Raw genomic sequence first — 14,928 nt, 5'->3', positions numbered from 1 at the left:
CTCCGGCCACTGCCTCAAAACCATCCAGGGCGGCAGCGCCGGTCTGCGCTCCATCGCCTGTCACCCTCACCAATACCTGATCGCCAGCGGCGGCCTGGGCGGCACCATTCGCCTGTGGAACGAGGTCGGTGAATGCGTGCAAACCCTGACCGACTACGAAGGCAGCATTTGGAAGGTCTCCTTTCACCCCCGGGGCGACCTGCTGGCCAGCGCCAGCCTCAGCGGCGAGGTGCGCATTTGGGAGCTGGCTACGGGCCGCTGCCGCCACCGGCTGCGCCGCGAAAACAACTCGTGGATTCAGGCCTTTGGCTACACGCCCCAGGGCTATCTGCTCAGCGCTACCAGCTCCGACGCCACCATTCGCTACTGGGATAGCGACACGGGCGATTGCCTGCGCAGCATCGTGCTCGACCCGGATGCCTATCTGCTGGGCCTGGCTGTAGAGCCGCAGGGGCAGTACTTTGTCACCGTTGGCAACGACGGTGCCCTGCGCTGGTGGGATGTAGAAACTGGCGCCAGTCTGCGGGTGGGCGGCGGCAAAGAGGGCCACACCTGGGGGGTTGCCATTCATCCCCACGAGCCGCTGATGGCCACTGTGGGCAACCTATCCGACATCAAGCTTTGGAATGTGGAGACAGGGGAATTTCTCCGCCAGCTGGAGGGGCACACCGGCATTCACGGCGGGCTAGTGTTTAGCCCCGACGGGTCGCTGCTGGTCAGCGGTCGCAGCGATCGCACCCTTCGCATCTGGGATGTCGCCACCTGGGATTGCCTGCGGGCGATCGAGGGCCATACCTCTGTCGTCACCGCCGTACTCTTTTTGCCCACCCTGGCCCCCGGCAGCCGCTACCCCATGCTGGCCAGCAGCAGCCTCGACGAAACCATTCGCCTGTGGAATGTAGAGACTGGGGCCTGCCTTGCCGTGCTGCGCCCCGATCGCCTCTACGAAGCGATGAATATCACCGACCTCACCGGCCTCTCGCCCAGCGAAATCGGCATTCTCAAAAGCCTGGGCGCGGTGGAAGAATGAGGCCAACGCCGCCATACCCGCCGCTGGGGTCTGTCATAATGAACAGTGGCATTTTTGGGCTGGAGCGGGGCTATGAGAATCAACGGCGAGCCAACCAGAAGCATTCGTTTGCACCCAGACAACCCTTCCGTGGTGCAGGTGATCGACCAGCGCCAGCTGCCCCACCAGCTCACCTGGATGGACCTGACCTCGGTGGATGAGGCCGCCTACGCTATCAAAGATATGGTAGTGCGCGGTGCCCCGCTGATTGGGGCTACCGCCGCTCTGGGCATGTATCTAGCGGCGCTAGACGCCACTGAGGCGGAAGACTTTCGCGACGTTTTGCACCAGGCCGCTCAAACCCTGGGCCAAACTCGCCCCACGGCGGTCAACCTGCACTGGGCGCTGACATCTCAGCTCCACGCCCTGCGTGAGGTGGCTACCGCCGCAGAAGCCGTCGATCGCCTGCGCCAAAACGCCGAGGCCATCCTCGCTGCCGACGAAGAGCAGTGCCGCCAGATCGGCCTCCACGGCGTCAAGCTGATTGAAGACATCCACGCCCGCACCGGGCAGACCGTCAACATTTTGACCCACTGCAACGCGGGCTGGCTGGCCTGTGTTGACTGGGGCACTGCCACTTCGCCCATCTACCACGCCCACGATCGCGGCATTCCGGTCCATGTCTGGGTCGATGAAACCCGCCCCCGCAACCAGGGGGCCAAGCTCACCGCCTGGGAACTGGGCCAGCACGGGGTGCCGCACACCGTCATTCCCGACAATGCTGGGGGGCACCTGATGCAGCACGGTATGGTCGATCTGGCGATCGTGGGCACCGATCGCACCACCCGCCAGGGCGATGTGGCCAACAAAATTGGCACCTACCTCAAGGCGCTGGCCGCCCACGACAACGGCGTGCCCTTTTATGTGGCTCTGCCCTCTTCCACCCTCGACTGGACTCTGCGCGACGGAGTGAAGGAGATTCCCATTGAGCAGCGCAGCCAGGATGAAGTGAAGTATATCGACGGGCTGTCTCCCCACGGCATGACCTCGGTGCTGATCTGCCCCGAATCTTCCCCTGCCGCCAACTATGGTTTTGATGTCACCCCCGCCCGCCTGGTGACGGGCTTGATTACCGAACGGGGCATTTGCTCTGCTTCTGAGGACGGGTTGCTCGGCCTGTTCCCAGAGATGGCCTAACGGCGATAGTCATGACTCTTGACGAAGGGGTAATCAAGTACGTCAGCGATTGGACTCCCGGTGCGCCGCTGGAGCAGGATGAACTGACAGAATTGATCGCGTGGCGCGATCGCCTGCATCAGGCTCAGCTAATCGGCCTCTACCCCAACGGCATCGGCTACGGCAACATCAGCCTCAGGCGATCGGTCCACAGCTTTGTCGTATCGGGCACCCAAACCGGGCACCTGGCCCAGACCACGCCCCACCACTACACCCTGGTCGACACCTGGGATATCGATCGCAACACCCTGCACTGCACCGGCCCGATCCAAGCCTCCTCAGAATCGCTTACCCACGCCGCTCTCTACGACTACAGCGACGCCATCCAGGCAGTTATTCACATTCACAACCGCCCGCTGTGGCAGCGGGGCCAGGGGGTGTTGCCCACTACCGCCGCCAGCGTTCCCTACGGCACCCCGGCCATGGCCTACGAAATGAAGCGGCTGCTGGATGGTTCAGACCTGATGCAAACCCGCATTTTGATCATGGCGGGGCACGAGGAGGGGGTGCTGGTGTTTGGCCCCACCCTAGAGGCGGCGGCCCAGGTGTTGTTCCAGCATCTAGACAACTAGCGCTCCCTCGGCCTAATCTAAACAGCCACCGCTGCCAGCGCCTGGCGTCCCTGGGCTATGACCTCGTCGTAAACGGCTTCTAGGGCTGGGTTGCAGCCCCGGCACCCGGCCACCACCCGATCGGCCCAGTCTAAGTACTCTTGCTTGCGCTCTAGCGACCAGCCGTCGGGGGGCGAGGTGGTGAGGTTTTGCACGTTGGCGGTTTTGTCGGCAATTTTCAGCTGCTTGGCCTGGGGCGACAGATGGGGGGCGTGCTCGACCTGAAGTTGTTTGCGCTCGGCCTTGGGCAGGCTTTTGTCGTCGGTGACTTCTGCCACCACGCGCCGCACCTCTGGGCCAAAGCGACGCTCGATTTCCTCTGGGGTGGTGTCGGTATCTTCTACCGTGTCGTGGAGAATGGCGGCCTGTAGGAGAATAAGGTCGCTCACGCCGCCCTCGGTGGCCAGGAGCTGCGCCACCCGAATGGGGTGGTTAATGTAGGGCGAGGCCTCTTTATCTTTGCGGCGCTGGTCGCTGTGCTTGGTCGCCGCAAAGTGCAGGGCCTCTAGCAGGGCGACGGCGGGGCTAGGGGCAGCCGAGGGAGAGTGAGTCATGGTGATATAGAAAAAGCGCTTTTCTCTAGCATGACCGATCGCCCCAAACGCCTGCATCTATTTTGGGGATGGCTGGGATGATAATTAGAACTGGGCTGGCCTATGCAAACCCAGCTTTTTGAAAAGGGGAGTCATAACCTAGCGTTCTTTTGCTGGTGGCAAACGGCGTTTGCCTAACCGTGCTGGGGCAGTTAACCAAGATTCGCCATTATCCTAGCCAAGAGCCGTCGCTCAAATTAAATTTAATCAAATTGTCATTTTGCTAACTAAATTGCCGCTAAGTTGAACACTAATCTCATGGCCCGTGGGTATGTATTTTTAGCCGCAAAAAGCGCCTGTGACTCAACAAATTGACATCCAACTTAGCTTCACGATCAATGGAGAGCCGGTCTCCGTAAAAGATGTCTCACCAGCGATCACCCTGCTAGAGTACCTGCGCCTGAGCGGGCGAACGGGCACTAAAGAAGGCTGCGGCGACGGCGACTGCGGCGCTTGTACCGTCGCCCTCATTGGTGAAGGGGCCAATGGCCAACCCCACTACCAGGCGGTGAATAGCTGCCTCATTCCTTTAGGGGCCGTGGCGGGGCGGCAGGTGCTGACCGCAGACGGCATTACCCAGTGTCAAATCCCCAAAAGCCCGCTGGTCAAGGAACCCGTCACCGCTGACCAACTCCACCCGGTGCAGGCAGCGATGGTGGAAACGGGCGGCTCCCAGTGCGGCTACTGCACCCCCGGCTTTATCATGAGCCTGTTTGCTGCCTACTACGACGGCACCCCAGACGACCTCTCGGTGGAGGGCAACCTCTGTCGCTGCACGGGCTACATCCCCATTCGCTGCGCTGCCCAGCTCGTAGCCGGTGCCACCCTTCAGGACCAATTCTCGGAACGGCTGGTTTCTGCGGCGACAGAGCTGCTGCCCCTGGCCTACACCACCCAAAACAACGGCCACAGCGAGCGGTTCTACCGCCCGACTCAGCTTGCAGAAGTCCTTGACCTGTTGCAGCAGCACCCAAACGCCACCCTGGTTGCCGGGGCAACGGACCTGGGTTTGGAGATGAGCTGGCATCGGCAGCACTACCCGGTGTTGATTTCTCTGGAGGCGATCGCAGAACTGAAGCAAACCTACCAAACCGACGACTACGTTGAAATTGGCGCAGCAGTGCCCCTCAGCCACATTGAGGCCAACCTGCACGGCATCTTCCCCAGCCTGGATGAAATGATCCACTGGTTTGCCGCTCGCCAGGTGCGCAACCGGGCCACCCTGGGCGGCAATATCGGCACGGCTTCACCCATTGGCGACCTGCCCCCGGTACTTCTATCGCTGGATGCGACCCTCAAGCTGGCTGGGCCTGAGGGCGAAAGAACGCTGCCTTTAGCCAACTTCTTTACCGGCTATCGCCAGACTGAGCTGCGATCGGGTGAAGTCATTGTCTCCGTCCAAATCCCCAAGTCGCCGACACCGGGGACGGCGCGGCGATTGAGCCAGTCCTACAAAATCGGCAAGCGCGGCACTGACGACATCAGCATTGTGGCGGCGGCTTTTGTGGTGGATCTGGATAGCAGCAACACTATTCTCCACGCCCGGCTGGGCTACGGCGGGGTAGCGGCGACTCCGGCCAGGGCGATCGCCATCGAAGAGTTCCTAATCGGCAAACCCTGGACGGCGGACACCATTCAGGCGGTGAAGCCCATGCTGCAAGAGGCGTTTACGCCCTTGACGGATCTGCGGGGCAGCGCCGAGTACCGCCAGCGCCTGGTGGTGAATTTATTTGAAAAGTTCTTTGTGGAATTTCCTTAAGCCTAGGCCTCTGCTGCGGTGCATCGCTTCGCGGATGCACCCTACGGTTGACGGCTTTTTGCAAACGGAGAAATCCAAAATCCCCAATCTAAAATTCAAAATTCCCTTCGAGGTACTCTATGAGCCCAGTCGGCAAGCCCAAACACCACGAAAGCGCCGTCGCCCACGTCAGCGGCACGGCAGTCTACACCGACGACCAGCGCGAACCGGCGGGAATGCTGTCGCTGTACCCGGTGCTGTCGCCCCACGTCAGAGCCAGAATTACCCGGCTGGAGGTGGCTTCGGCTCTGGCGATCGCGGGCTGTGTCACGGTGCTCACCGCTGCCGACGTGCCAGGGGAAAACAACACTGGGGTGATCGTCCACGATGAGGTGCTGCTGCCCACCGACGAGGTGAGCTACTACGGCCAGGTGGTGGCCTGGGCCGTGGGCGAAACCGAGGCCGCCGCACGGGAAGCAGCGGCAAAGATTGAAGTCGATTACGAGCCGCTACCGGCGATCAAGACCGTAAAGGAGGCGATCGCCGCCAATGCCTACCACAGCGATCCCCAGTTCATTCGTCGGGGTGACCCCGATGGGGCGATCGCCACCGCCGAGCACACCTTCTCGGGGGAAGTTGACATCGGCGGCCAGGACCACTTCTACCTCGAAACCCAGACCAGCTGGGCCATTGCCGATGGCGAGGGCAATCTTCAGCTCTACACCTCCACCCAGCACCCCACCGAAACCCAGGAAATTGTGGCCCGCGTGCTGGGGGTGCCCAAAAACCGGGTCGTCTGCACCTGCCTGCGCATGGGCGGCGGCTTTGGCGGCAAAGAATCCCAGGCCAACCCGTTTGCCTCGGCGGCGGCCCTGGCCACCTACAAAACCGGCAGACCGGCGCGGGTGCGCCTGCGCCGCCACCACGACATGCTGATTACCGGCAAGCGCCACGGCTTTTTGGGTCAGTATGAGGTCGGCTTTACCAGCGACGGCAAGATTACGGCGATGAAAGCGGTGCTCATCGCCGACGGTGGCTGGAGCCTGGATTTGTCGCCCCCGGTGCTGGGTCGGGTCATGCTGCACGTCGACAACGCCTACTACGTGCCCAACCTGGTAGTCGAAGGGCGCATCGCCAAGACCAACCGGGTGTCGAACACGGCCTATCGCGGCTTCGGTGGCCCCCAGGGCATGATCGTGATTGAGGAAGTGGTCGATCGCATTGCCCGCACCCTCAACCTGCCCCCCGACCTGGTGCGCGAGCGCAACTTTTACCACGGCGAGGGCGACACCAACCGCACCCACTACGACCAGGACATCGTTGACAACCGCATCGCCCGCGTCTGGCAGGAGGCCAAAGACGGGGCCGACTATATGGCGCGTCGGGCGGCGATCGCGGCTTTTAACGAAAGCAGCCCCTACAAAAAGCGCGGCCTCGCTATCACCCCGGTCAAGTTCGGTGTTTCCTTCAACAAAGTGCAGTACAACCAGGCCGGGGCGCTGGTGCTGATCTACACCGACGGCAGCATTCAGCTCAACCACGGCGGCACCGAGATGGGCCAGGGCCTGCACACCAAAATGATTCAGGTGGCGGCCAAAGCGCTGGGGGTCAAGAGCGATCGCATTCGCCTGATGCCCACCAGCACCGACAAAGTGCCCAACACCTCGGCTACTGCTGCCTCCAGCGGCTCCGACCTGAACGGCCAGGCGGTGAAGGATGCCTGCAAAACGCTGCGCGATCGCCTCGCCGGGGTCGCCGTGCGCATGCTCAACCTCGACGCGCCCGAAGATATGGTCTTCGAAGACGACTGGATCTACTGCCGCACCTACCCCAGCGCCCGCCTTGCCTTTGATGAGGTGGTGCAGCAGACCTACAGCGAGCGCATTAGCCTGTCGGCCACCGGCTTCTACCGCACCCCCAACCTCTTTTGGGATCCAAAACTCGGTAAAGGTCGCCCCTTTTACTACTTCGCCTACGGGGCTGCCGTCTCTGAGGTCGAGGTCGACGGCTTTACCGGCACCTTTAAGCTGCGCCAGGTCGATATCGTCCACGACGTGGGCGAATCTCTCAACCCGTTAGTCGATAAGGGCCAGATTGAAGGGGCCTTTGTGCAGGGCATGGGCTGGCTGACCATGGAAGAACTGGTGTGGGACGGCGAAGGCCGCCTGCGCACCTTTGCCCCCAGCACTTACAAAATCCCCACCATCAGCGAAATCCCTGAGCACTTCACCGTGCACCTGCTCGAACGCGCCGCCCAGGATGGGGTGATCTACGGCAGCAAAGCCGTGGGCGAGCCCCCCTTCATGCTGGCGATGTCGGTACGGGAAGCGATTCGCGCCGCTGTGGCCGCCTTTGGCAATGCCGACTACGTGCCCCTGGCCCTACCGGCGACGCCGGAGGCCACCCTGTGGGCGATCGAAGGGGTTCGTGCGGCAACATTTCAGGCGCAGCCTGTGGAGGTGTCTTGAACGGCGATCGCAGCACTGATGGCATCCCACCCACGCCTGGTAGGGGCGCAGCATGCTATGCCCCTACGACTCTATATTTAGCGTTCTAAGGTTTTCGCTGGCCCTATCTGTAGCTAGGCTATGGCAAAGCGATCGAAAGCTATAAGCTAGGAGCAATCTGTAAACCCCTTCTCACCCCCAAACCGCTCCCCATGCCCCTGGATATTAGCCTACTTAACCTGGGATCAGATTCAGCAGAGCGTGATATCACCGTCGGCCTGGCCGACTATTTTTATCAAAACTCGACCTATCACAAGTTTTTCAACAGCGATAAAACCATTCTGGTGGGCACCAGGGGCGCGGGCAAAAGCGCCATCTTTAAGTACATGGCGTCGGCTGAGGCCCGCAAAGGCAACCTGGTAATCGAGCTCTCCCCCGAAGAGTATTCCTACGAGCTGCTGTCGCAGTATTTGCGCAGCGAGCAGGAGGGCTCCTGGGGCAAGCAAAGTTCTTACTCAGTGGCCTGGCAGTATCTGCTTTTTAGCCTGGTTTTTAAAAAGATCGCTGAAGAAAAGCGAGGACTGCTGCTGGGGCCTCAAAAAGATATTTACAACCACGTTGTCAATAACCTAAATAGCCAAGACCTGAACTCCATTGGCATTTTATTTGAATATTTAAAGCGGCTTGAGCAGATTAAGATTGGCAACCACGAGAGTTTTCAAAAATCCCGTGAGCTGCAAAAACTCTACAGCCTAGAAGAAATCAAAGAGCTACAGCCCAGTCTGGAGATCATTCTCAAAAGAACGCGCATCAAAATCTTTATTGATGAGTTGGATAAGGGCTGGGACAATTCAGAGGATGCCAAGTACTTTTTGGCTGGGTTATTCCAGGCTTCCCAGAAGCTAAATCGCATCAGCCCCAACCTCCGCGTCTACATCTCTATTCGGCAGGAATTATTTGACAATATTCCCCAAATCTACGAAGATGCCCAAAAAATTCGTGAGGATGTTGAGGTAATTCGCTGGGGCAAGGCCGAACTGCTGGAGCTGATTGGTCTGCGCATTGCCCACTGTTTTCCCGAACTGCAGCAGCATAGCGGTCTACGTCGCTGGAACTCAATCTTTTGCTCGATGATCTCATCGCAGCAAATCAACTCCGTCGACTACATTATCGATCGCACCCAGCACCGCCCTCGCGAACTCTTACAGTTCTGCAAACTCTGCCTCGACTACTATAACGCAGGCAAGCGAGTTGAAGAAAGCGCGATTTTGGCGGCTGAGGAGGTCTACTCGGAGCAAAAAACTAAAGATTTAGCCTCTGAATATCGATTTAAGTACCCCTACTTGCTCGACCTGTTTGAGGTGTTTAGAGGCCGCAAGGGACGATTGAGCAAAGAAGATTTGGAATACCTGCTGCTGTCGGCAGTCTGTGGCGAACTGGATGTCGATCGCGCTGCCGACTGGGTACTAGAAATGGATTATCTTGAACTTAAAAAGCTGCTCTGGCACATTGGTTTTCTTAAGGCTAAGGTGCCCCAGGCCATGCGCAATACGTGCGGTGCCTATGTCGGTCACTATGAGCTATCGACCATTAATCTGGAGAATATTAGCTATTTCTCGGTTCACCCCGCTTTCTACAATTTTCTCAGCCTCAAAGACGGCGGATGATGTCGTCGATACAGGGTTGTTCCTCAGTGTCTTTGCCTTACCTGCTGCACTGGATATAGCTACTACGGTTCTTTTCTGGTTGTTCTTTTGCCCGTCGAAGCCTTTTTAATTGAGTACTACCTATGCGTTGGAGTTCGTCACATTATGTTCGACAGCTGGAAGCATGGGTGCAGCGAGTTCCCACCTGGCTGGCGGTGCTGGTGTCTGTACTGATTTTAGCGTCGGTTGCTGTCTGGGTGAATGAGGACGTTGCAATCAACTCTGTGGCCGATTTGTTCAAACGAGATACGCTGAAAATTTTCTTTGAAAATGCCGAATCGTTTGCGATCGTTGCCGCCGTTATTCTGTACTTCAAAGGGGCTCCTGACCGCAAAGCTCAGAAGCATTACGAAGCCTGGCGCACGATTGACAATGCTGCTGCCACCAAGCTATCGACCAGTTATGCCCGTATTCGCGCTTTAGAAGACCTCCATAACGATGGCGTGTCGCTGCGATTGCTGGAGGCACAGGGGGCCAATTTAGTCAAAATTCAGCTGAGTCAGGCGTACTTAATAGAAGCCAACTTGCAGGAGGCTGATTTACGGGAAGCCAACCTGCATGGCGCTAATTTAGCCGAAGCTCGTCTCCAGGGAGCTAATCTACAAAACGCGAATTTGCGCGGAGTAAATTTGCAGGGAGCCGATCTGCGATTGGCTAATTTGCGAGATGCCGATCTCACTGGCGCTAACCTTCAAAATGCCGATCTAAAAGGAGCGAATCTGCGCGGAGCAGAGCTTTGGAAAACTAAGTTTTTGGGCGCTAATCTTGAAGACGCCGAACTGAAATGGGCCGAATTACAAGGCTCAGAACTGAATGGCGCAAAACTAAACCGCACGACCATGCCCGACGGTAGCGTAGAACATCAGGCTGTGGAGTATTGGGCCACTCATTTGTAGCAGGTATGACTTTTTCGTCAGTCTGCTTTTTGGTGATCCCACGGCTTGAGATAGCGATCGCCTTAACCTGTAGCTTTTAGATCATGGTGACTTGTTTTCAGCAGCTGGCTCAGGCGCTCGACTATGGCCCTGCGGTTCTCGCTACCGTGGTTGGCGTCAGAGGGTCTGTCCCACGCGAAGTGGGGGCCAGGCTGGTAGTTGATGTCAACGGCCAGGCTTTTAACACCATTGGCGGCGGGGCTGGGGAAGCGAAGGTGCTGCTTCAAGCCCGAGAGATTTTGAAAACTGGAGCCAAGCAGTTTGTCGAGATTGACCTCTCTGGGGCACCCCAGCGGCAAACCCAGGGGATCTGCGGTGGTCACATGCGGGTATGGCTGGAGCGGTGGCAGGGAGAAGCCGCTAAGGGTTTAGTTCAGAAGATTTTGCAGGGGCTTCAGGCTGGGCAGTCTGTCACGCTAGTTACGCCCTTTGCGCAGGATGAAACCCCTTATCTGGGGGAGGATGCTGTTCAAACTGATGCGGCGATCGCCTTTGTCGAAACCCTGCAACCGCCGCCCACGCTGCTGATTGTCGGTGCTGGTCACGTGGGCATTCAGCTGGCTAAAGTTGCCCATCTAATTGGTTTTCAAATTGCGGTGCAGGACGATCGCCCGGAGTGGGCTAATGCCGACTATTATCCTCAAGCTAGCCAGATTTTAGTTGAGGAAATTGAAGCGGCGATCGCATCACTTACCCATCACCAAAATCTCTACGCCGCCCTGGTCACGCGCGGCTACACCTACGATCTTGAAGCGCTTCAGTGTTTACTCAAACGCTCTATTCCCTGTCGCTATATTGGCATGATCGGCAGCGAAAAGCGGGTGCGCCAGGTCTACAGTGCGATCGCGCAGACAGTCATTCCTAAAGAAAAGTTAGCCGCTATCTACGGCCCAATTGGTTTAGATATCGGGGCGCTAACGCCCGAAGAAATTGCTGTCAGCATTGGCGCTGAGCTAATTATGGTGCGGCGGGGCGGCAAGGGTCGATCGCTCTCCGAACGTTTGCGACAGAGCCTACTTGCTGACTAGTGTTGTGCAACGGAACAGCCCATTCAACGCAAAAATCAGGCAGATCTGCGATCGCTCTAGAGTGAGGCGATCGCCATCTGCCTGACGATTAGCTAGCTAACTAGCCATGCTAAAGCGCTATTTAAATCCAAGAATTATCTGTGTTTCAAATAGCTATTAGTTGCCGGGCATAGCGCCGGTTTGGCTGCGAGAATCGATCTTGTCAGCCTTGAAGCTCCACTCGCCGCTGCTATTTTGCATAAAGGTATTCTTCACAGAGTTCCAGGCAACTTCACGGGCACCGTCTTCGCTCATACCATCGCTTTCAGCCGCATTAAAGGCAGCCATAAAGATTTGCTTTGCTTCTTGAGGCAAAGAATGGGTTTCCTGGGGCAGATTATCAGTATTTTCGTAAGGCATGAAGTCTTCTCCTTGTCATGCGGTAGTTCTTGCGTAAAAGATAAACTATTGAACCCGCCCTCATCCTCCCTCTTTGGCCGTAAAAAGCGCTATTCTTTGCATCCTCAAGGCAGGGATCACGAGGATGATAGCTGTAGCATTACTTCGTTCAGACGCCGTAGAGGCGCAGGTTTGCTCTGCCCGCTTAGGGCCTAAACGAGCTGATTTTTCTGCCCGGCTTGACGGGCTACCGCAATAACCTGTCGCTCAAACTAACCGCCAAAATCCGACTTTCTCCAACGGCGGTTAACCCCTGACAGGGGCAAAATAGGTGCAGTCGATGGCTTAACCCAAATTTTTATAGTCGCTATGTATACTCAAAAATTTCTATTGCGAGCCGCGATCGCCCTGGTTGGCTTCGAGCTGGGGCTAGCTCTGGCCTACCTGGCAATGATTTATCTACGGGGTGAGGCGGTGCCGCTGCTCGACCTCAACGGTCTGCGATCGCTGCCCTCCTGGCTACAGGCAGCTCACCTGCTTGCCATGGGTGGCCTGTGCCTGGTGCTGCTGAAATTTCGCCAGCGCATGTCCCGCCCCGTTTCCTGGTTTTTGCCCAGCGCCCTGGCGGTTCTCTGTCTCTACGGCGCTCTAGACGAGCTGACCAAGCTCCACCTGGTACTCAACCAGTTTGACTGGAAGCTAATTTACCTGGGCCTTTTGGTCGCCATTCCGATACTGGGCTGGCGAGACCTGGTGTGGATCTGGCAATACCATCGCGCCTCGGTACTGTGGGTGCTGGTGGGGATCGGGGTGTTTTTGCTGGGCGGGTTTGGTGCTGAGGCCATGAAGGGCGCGATCGCGACAGAACTGGCGACCCACTCTTCTGCCCGGGGCCTTTTTCTGGGCGAACACCTCAGAATTACGGTTGAAGAATCTGGCGAACTCCTGGGGGAAACCGTCATCCTCTATGGCATAGCTGGCTTTGTTGGGCAGGTTTTGCAAATGCCGCTGCGTCTGCCCTATCGGCCTTGAAAATCGCTAAAAAAGCCGTAGCGTTCTATGCTGTGGCTCGCCGGATAGTTGGGCATAATAGCCGCTTAAAAGCGTTGGTTAGCTATGCGATCGCCCCTCTCCACCCTGCCCAAGGCCGAACTTCACATCCATATCGAAGGTTCCCTGGAGCCAGAGATGATGGTGGCCCTGGCCCAGCGCAACGGCATTGCGCTCCCCTACGATTCGGTCGAGGCCGTGCGGGCCGCCTACCAGTTTGAAAACCTGCAGTCGTTTCTCGACCTCTACTATGCCGGGGCGCAGGTGCTGCAAACCGAGCAAGACTTTTACGACCTCACCTGGGCCTACCTGCAAAAGTGCGCCGCCCAAAACGTGCGCCACACAGAAATTTTCTTTGACCCGCAGACCCACGGCGATCGCGGCATTCCCTTCGAGGCTGTCCACAGCGGCATCACCCAGGCGCTAAAGGATGCCAGGGCTGAATTGGGGGTCTCCTCCGCGCTAATTCTCTGCTTTTTGCGCCACCTCAGCGCCGAAGCCGCCATGGCCACCCTGGAGCAAGCCCTACCCTACCGCGACAGCATCATCGCCGTGGGGCTAGATTCCTCAGAGCTGGGGCACCCGCCCTCAAAGTTTCAATCGGTGTTCGACCGGGCGCGGGCCGAGGGCTGGCTCACCGTAGCCCACGCGGGCGAAGAGGGGCCGCCAGAGTACATTTGGGAAGCGATTCGCCTGCTCAAGGTGTCGCGCATCGACCACGGCGTGCGCTGTGTCGAAGACCCGGCCCTGGTGGAGTACCTGGTCGAGCACCAGATTCCGCTGACGGTGTGCCCGCTGTCGAATGTCAAGCTCTGCGTGTTTAGCGCAATGGCCCAGCACAACCTCAAACAGCTGATGGATCTGGGCCTGTGCGTGACGGTAAACTCTGACGACCCAGCCTACTTCGGCGGCTACCTAGCCGAAAACTTTGCGGCAGTGGAGTCGGCCCTGGGCCTAACGCCAGAACAACTAGTGCAGTTGGCCAAGAACTCCTTCAAAGCATCGTTTTTGAGCCCAGCAGAGCAGAAGCCCTATTTAGAAGAACTAGAAACCTACAATTAGGAAAAGCCTAAATACGGTGTTAATAGTAATGCTAGAAACCACGAAGTCAGGGATGTACATGGGGCAACCGACTAACCGTTGCTAGCTAGCTTCTTTTGAAGAATTTCTTCCATCACCTTTAAGTCGTCTTCAGTCTGGGGGAACGGATAAACTGGAGCGCTAGGATTGCCCATTCGGATCAAAGCCTCAATGGCTTCGTCATCATCTCGGTGGGCTAAAACATAGGATCTCAGCTCTTGGCGCGACATATGGCTGAAGTCAGGTTTCGTCATCGTTAAATCTCCACTGCCCACTAGCAAAGACAACAACTTCCAGGCTCTCGGTTACACCAGCAAGTATGAATACCGTTCTGGTGTTGGGGTTGTAGCGAAATACATGGATGGGCTGATAGCCATCGGAGAGCATTTGGCAGACCCTGACACAGGCCAAAGCCTGTTCTGCGGTAGGCATACACTGATACTGAATATGATAGCGAGACAACCATAGCGTAATGCTTGATGGGGCAAAGAAACAGCAAACATCGCCCCTGAATCAACTGTGCCAGCGGGTGGGTCTGACCCAGGCCGAGTTGGCTAGACGTATTGGGGTGTCTGACCGCGCGGTAAGGGCTTGGGAGAAGGGGGAGTATCCACCGACGTTGACCGTTCCGCAGATGCGATCGCTGTGTAAAGAGTTGGCAATCACTTTTGATGAACTGCCCGATGAGTTTGGGCCAGGTAATTCACTCTAACTAATTTGGCCTGCCGTCTTTGGACTGGCTCTGGCATTTTTGCGATTAGAGGTGGAATCTCAGCGGCGACATTAATCAAAATTGGCGAATGGCCCAAAACTGCAAGATGCTGAGAATGCTGTCCAGACTCAGCACCGACAGCACGCTACCGGCACTGCCAACGCTCAAAATGCTGCCCGCACTGCCAATGCTCAAGATACTGCCGGTACTGCCGATGCTGAGAATGCTGCCGGTACTGCCGATGCTGAGAATGCTGCCCGCGCTGCCCAGACTCAGCAGGCTAAAGTAGCTGCCTCGGCTCAAAATGGCGCGATGCCTTGGGGTAACGGCGCGACCATTGGCAGGGGTAGAGACGGTTTGCTGGCGTTCAAACATCGGGCGGTAACCTGCTCAAGCTTGGGTGCG

General features: G+C 57.5%; 16 protein-coding genes. 11 read left to right on the top strand and 5 right to left on the bottom strand.

The genetic code is table 11. The features are described 5' to 3' along the window. From ACQ4N7_RS06220 to ACQ4N7_RS06210, 3 genes are all read left to right on the top strand, one after another. The coding region (locus tag ACQ4N7_RS06220) for a WD40 repeat domain-containing protein (protein WP_430710743.1) at nt 1–1,030 on the top strand (1,030 nt) is incomplete at its 5' end. Nucleotides 1,031–1,102: 72 nt separating this feature from the next. After that, nucleotides 1,103–2,206, top strand: coding sequence for an S-methyl-5-thioribose-1-phosphate isomerase (mtnA, locus tag ACQ4N7_RS06215; RefSeq protein WP_430710742.1), 1,104 nt, complete (start codon nt 1,103–1,105; stop codon nt 2,204–2,206). 11 nt (nt 2,207–2,217) lie between these two features. Then, nucleotides 2,218–2,817 carry a class II aldolase/adducin family protein gene (locus tag ACQ4N7_RS06210; RefSeq protein WP_430710741.1) on the top strand — a complete coding sequence of 200 codons (600 nt, stop codon included), beginning with the start codon at nt 2,218–2,220 and terminating at the stop codon, nt 2,815–2,817. A gap of 17 nt (nt 2,818–2,834) precedes the next feature. Here the strand turns inward: ACQ4N7_RS06210 and ACQ4N7_RS06205 are convergent, their stop codons facing one another. Then, nucleotides 2,835–3,410, bottom strand: a complete 576-nt coding sequence (locus ACQ4N7_RS06205) for an HD domain-containing protein (RefSeq protein ID WP_430710740.1) — start codon at nt 3,408–3,410, stop codon at nt 2,835–2,837. Between the two features lie 337 nt (nt 3,411–3,747). On the opposite strand from ACQ4N7_RS06205, the gene xdhA reads away from it, so the two are divergent. From xdhA to ACQ4N7_RS06180, 5 genes are all read left to right on the top strand, one after another. Next, nucleotides 3,748–5,208 (top strand): xanthine dehydrogenase small subunit, encoded by a 1,461-nt coding sequence (gene xdhA / locus ACQ4N7_RS06200; protein ID WP_430710739.1) that lies wholly within the window; start codon nt 3,748–3,750, stop codon nt 5,206–5,208. 119 nt (nt 5,209–5,327) lie between these two features. Then, nucleotides 5,328–7,655, top strand: coding sequence for a xanthine dehydrogenase molybdopterin binding subunit (xdhB, locus tag ACQ4N7_RS06195; protein ID WP_430710738.1), 2,328 nt, complete (start codon nt 5,328–5,330; stop codon nt 7,653–7,655). Nucleotides 7,656–7,846: 191 nt separating this feature from the next. Continuing rightward, nucleotides 7,847–9,301, top strand: a complete 1,455-nt coding sequence (locus ACQ4N7_RS06190) for a P-loop ATPase, Sll1717 family (RefSeq protein ID WP_430710737.1) — start codon at nt 7,847–7,849, stop codon at nt 9,299–9,301. Between the two features lie 167 nt (nt 9,302–9,468). Further along, nucleotides 9,469–10,236 (top strand): pentapeptide repeat-containing protein, encoded by a 768-nt coding sequence (locus ACQ4N7_RS06185; RefSeq protein WP_430710736.1) that lies wholly within the window; start codon nt 9,469–9,471, stop codon nt 10,234–10,236. 83 nt (nt 10,237–10,319) lie between these two features. Continuing rightward, nucleotides 10,320–11,303: an XdhC family protein gene (locus tag ACQ4N7_RS06180; protein WP_430710735.1), complete on the top strand. Its 984-nt coding sequence runs from the start codon at nt 10,320–10,322 to the stop codon at nt 11,301–11,303. 156 nt (nt 11,304–11,459) lie between these two features. On the opposite strand, the gene ACQ4N7_RS06175 is transcribed toward ACQ4N7_RS06180, so the two are convergent. After that, on the bottom strand, nt 11,460–11,702 hold the full coding sequence (locus ACQ4N7_RS06175; protein WP_430710734.1) for a ChaB family protein: 243 nt from the start codon (nt 11,700–11,702) through the stop codon (nt 11,460–11,462). A gap of 348 nt (nt 11,703–12,050) precedes the next feature. Between ACQ4N7_RS06175 and ACQ4N7_RS06170 the strand changes: the two genes are divergently transcribed. Continuing rightward, nucleotides 12,051–12,713 (top strand): hypothetical protein, encoded by a 663-nt coding sequence (locus tag ACQ4N7_RS06170; RefSeq protein WP_430710733.1) that lies wholly within the window; start codon nt 12,051–12,053, stop codon nt 12,711–12,713. 84 nt (nt 12,714–12,797) lie between these two features. Then, nucleotides 12,798–13,793: an adenosine deaminase gene (locus tag ACQ4N7_RS06165; protein ID WP_430710732.1), complete on the top strand. Its 996-nt coding sequence runs from the start codon at nt 12,798–12,800 to the stop codon at nt 13,791–13,793. A gap of 71 nt (nt 13,794–13,864) precedes the next feature. Here the strand turns inward: ACQ4N7_RS06165 and ACQ4N7_RS06160 are convergent, their stop codons facing one another. Both ACQ4N7_RS06160 and ACQ4N7_RS06155 read right to left on the bottom strand, forming a co-directional pair. Further along, nucleotides 13,865–14,065, bottom strand: a complete 201-nt coding sequence (locus tag ACQ4N7_RS06160) for a DUF6887 family protein (RefSeq protein WP_430710731.1) — start codon at nt 14,063–14,065, stop codon at nt 13,865–13,867. Continuing rightward, the gene (locus tag ACQ4N7_RS06155) at nt 14,052–14,243 is read right to left on the bottom strand and encodes a DUF6888 family protein (protein ID WP_430710730.1); all 192 of its coding nucleotides are present in this window, start codon (nt 14,241–14,243) and stop codon (nt 14,052–14,054) included. The genes ACQ4N7_RS06160 and ACQ4N7_RS06155 overlap by 14 nt, the downstream gene beginning before the upstream one ends. Before the next feature lie 40 nt (nt 14,244–14,283). Here ACQ4N7_RS06155 and ACQ4N7_RS06150 point away from each other — a divergent pair, with 40 nt between their 5' ends. Beyond that, a complete protein-coding gene (locus ACQ4N7_RS06150) occupies nt 14,284–14,523 on the top strand; it encodes a helix-turn-helix transcriptional regulator (protein ID WP_430710729.1) in 240 nt (79 codons plus the stop codon). 75 nt (nt 14,524–14,598) lie between these two features. On the opposite strand, the gene ACQ4N7_RS06145 is transcribed toward ACQ4N7_RS06150, so the two are convergent. After that, nucleotides 14,599–14,898: a hypothetical protein gene (locus tag ACQ4N7_RS06145; protein WP_430710728.1), complete on the bottom strand. Its 300-nt coding sequence runs from the start codon at nt 14,896–14,898 to the stop codon at nt 14,599–14,601. Between the last annotated feature and the right edge of the window lie 30 nt (nt 14,899–14,928).

It is taken from the genome of Nodosilinea sp. AN01ver1 (genome assembly GCF_050565655.1).
Taxonomy (GTDB): domain Bacteria; phylum Cyanobacteriota; class Cyanobacteriia; order Phormidesmidales; family Phormidesmidaceae; genus Nodosilinea.
The sequence above is the reverse complement of the archived record's forward strand: the minus strand, read 5'-3'. Positions and strand labels throughout refer to the sequence as shown.

What these genes read in the sequence shown, in the direction of transcription:
- mtnA (WP_430710742.1), top strand. Translation starts at nt 1,103, where the DNA reads ATGAGAATCAACGGCGAGCCAACCAGAAGCATTCGTTTGCACCCAGAC.
- ACQ4N7_RS06190 (WP_430710737.1), top strand. Translation starts at nt 7,847, where the DNA reads ATGCCCCTGGATATTAGCCTACTTAACCTGGGATCAGATTCAGCAGAG.
- ACQ4N7_RS06210 (WP_430710741.1), top strand. Translation starts at nt 2,218, where the DNA reads ATGACTCTTGACGAAGGGGTAATCAAGTACGTCAGCGATTGGACTCCC.
- ACQ4N7_RS06180 (WP_430710735.1), top strand. Translation starts at nt 10,320, where the DNA reads ATGGTGACTTGTTTTCAGCAGCTGGCTCAGGCGCTCGACTATGGCCCT.
- xdhB (WP_430710738.1), top strand. Translation starts at nt 5,328, where the DNA reads ATGAGCCCAGTCGGCAAGCCCAAACACCACGAAAGCGCCGTCGCCCAC.
- ACQ4N7_RS06150 (WP_430710729.1), top strand. Translation starts at nt 14,284, where the DNA reads ATGCTTGATGGGGCAAAGAAACAGCAAACATCGCCCCTGAATCAACTG.
- ACQ4N7_RS06155 (WP_430710730.1), bottom strand. Translation starts at nt 14,243, where the DNA reads ATGCCTACCGCAGAACAGGCTTTGGCCTGTGTCAGGGTCTGCCAAATG.
- ACQ4N7_RS06165 (WP_430710732.1), top strand. Translation starts at nt 12,798, where the DNA reads ATGCGATCGCCCCTCTCCACCCTGCCCAAGGCCGAACTTCACATCCAT.
- ACQ4N7_RS06170 (WP_430710733.1), top strand. Translation starts at nt 12,051, where the DNA reads ATGTATACTCAAAAATTTCTATTGCGAGCCGCGATCGCCCTGGTTGGC.
- ACQ4N7_RS06160 (WP_430710731.1), bottom strand. Translation starts at nt 14,065, where the DNA reads ATGACGAAACCTGACTTCAGCCATATGTCGCGCCAAGAGCTGAGATCC.
- ACQ4N7_RS06205 (WP_430710740.1), bottom strand. Translation starts at nt 3,410, where the DNA reads ATGACTCACTCTCCCTCGGCTGCCCCTAGCCCCGCCGTCGCCCTGCTA.
- ACQ4N7_RS06175 (WP_430710734.1), bottom strand. Translation starts at nt 11,702, where the DNA reads ATGCCTTACGAAAATACTGATAATCTGCCCCAGGAAACCCATTCTTTG.
- ACQ4N7_RS06145 (WP_430710728.1), bottom strand. Translation starts at nt 14,898, where the DNA reads ATGTTTGAACGCCAGCAAACCGTCTCTACCCCTGCCAATGGTCGCGCC.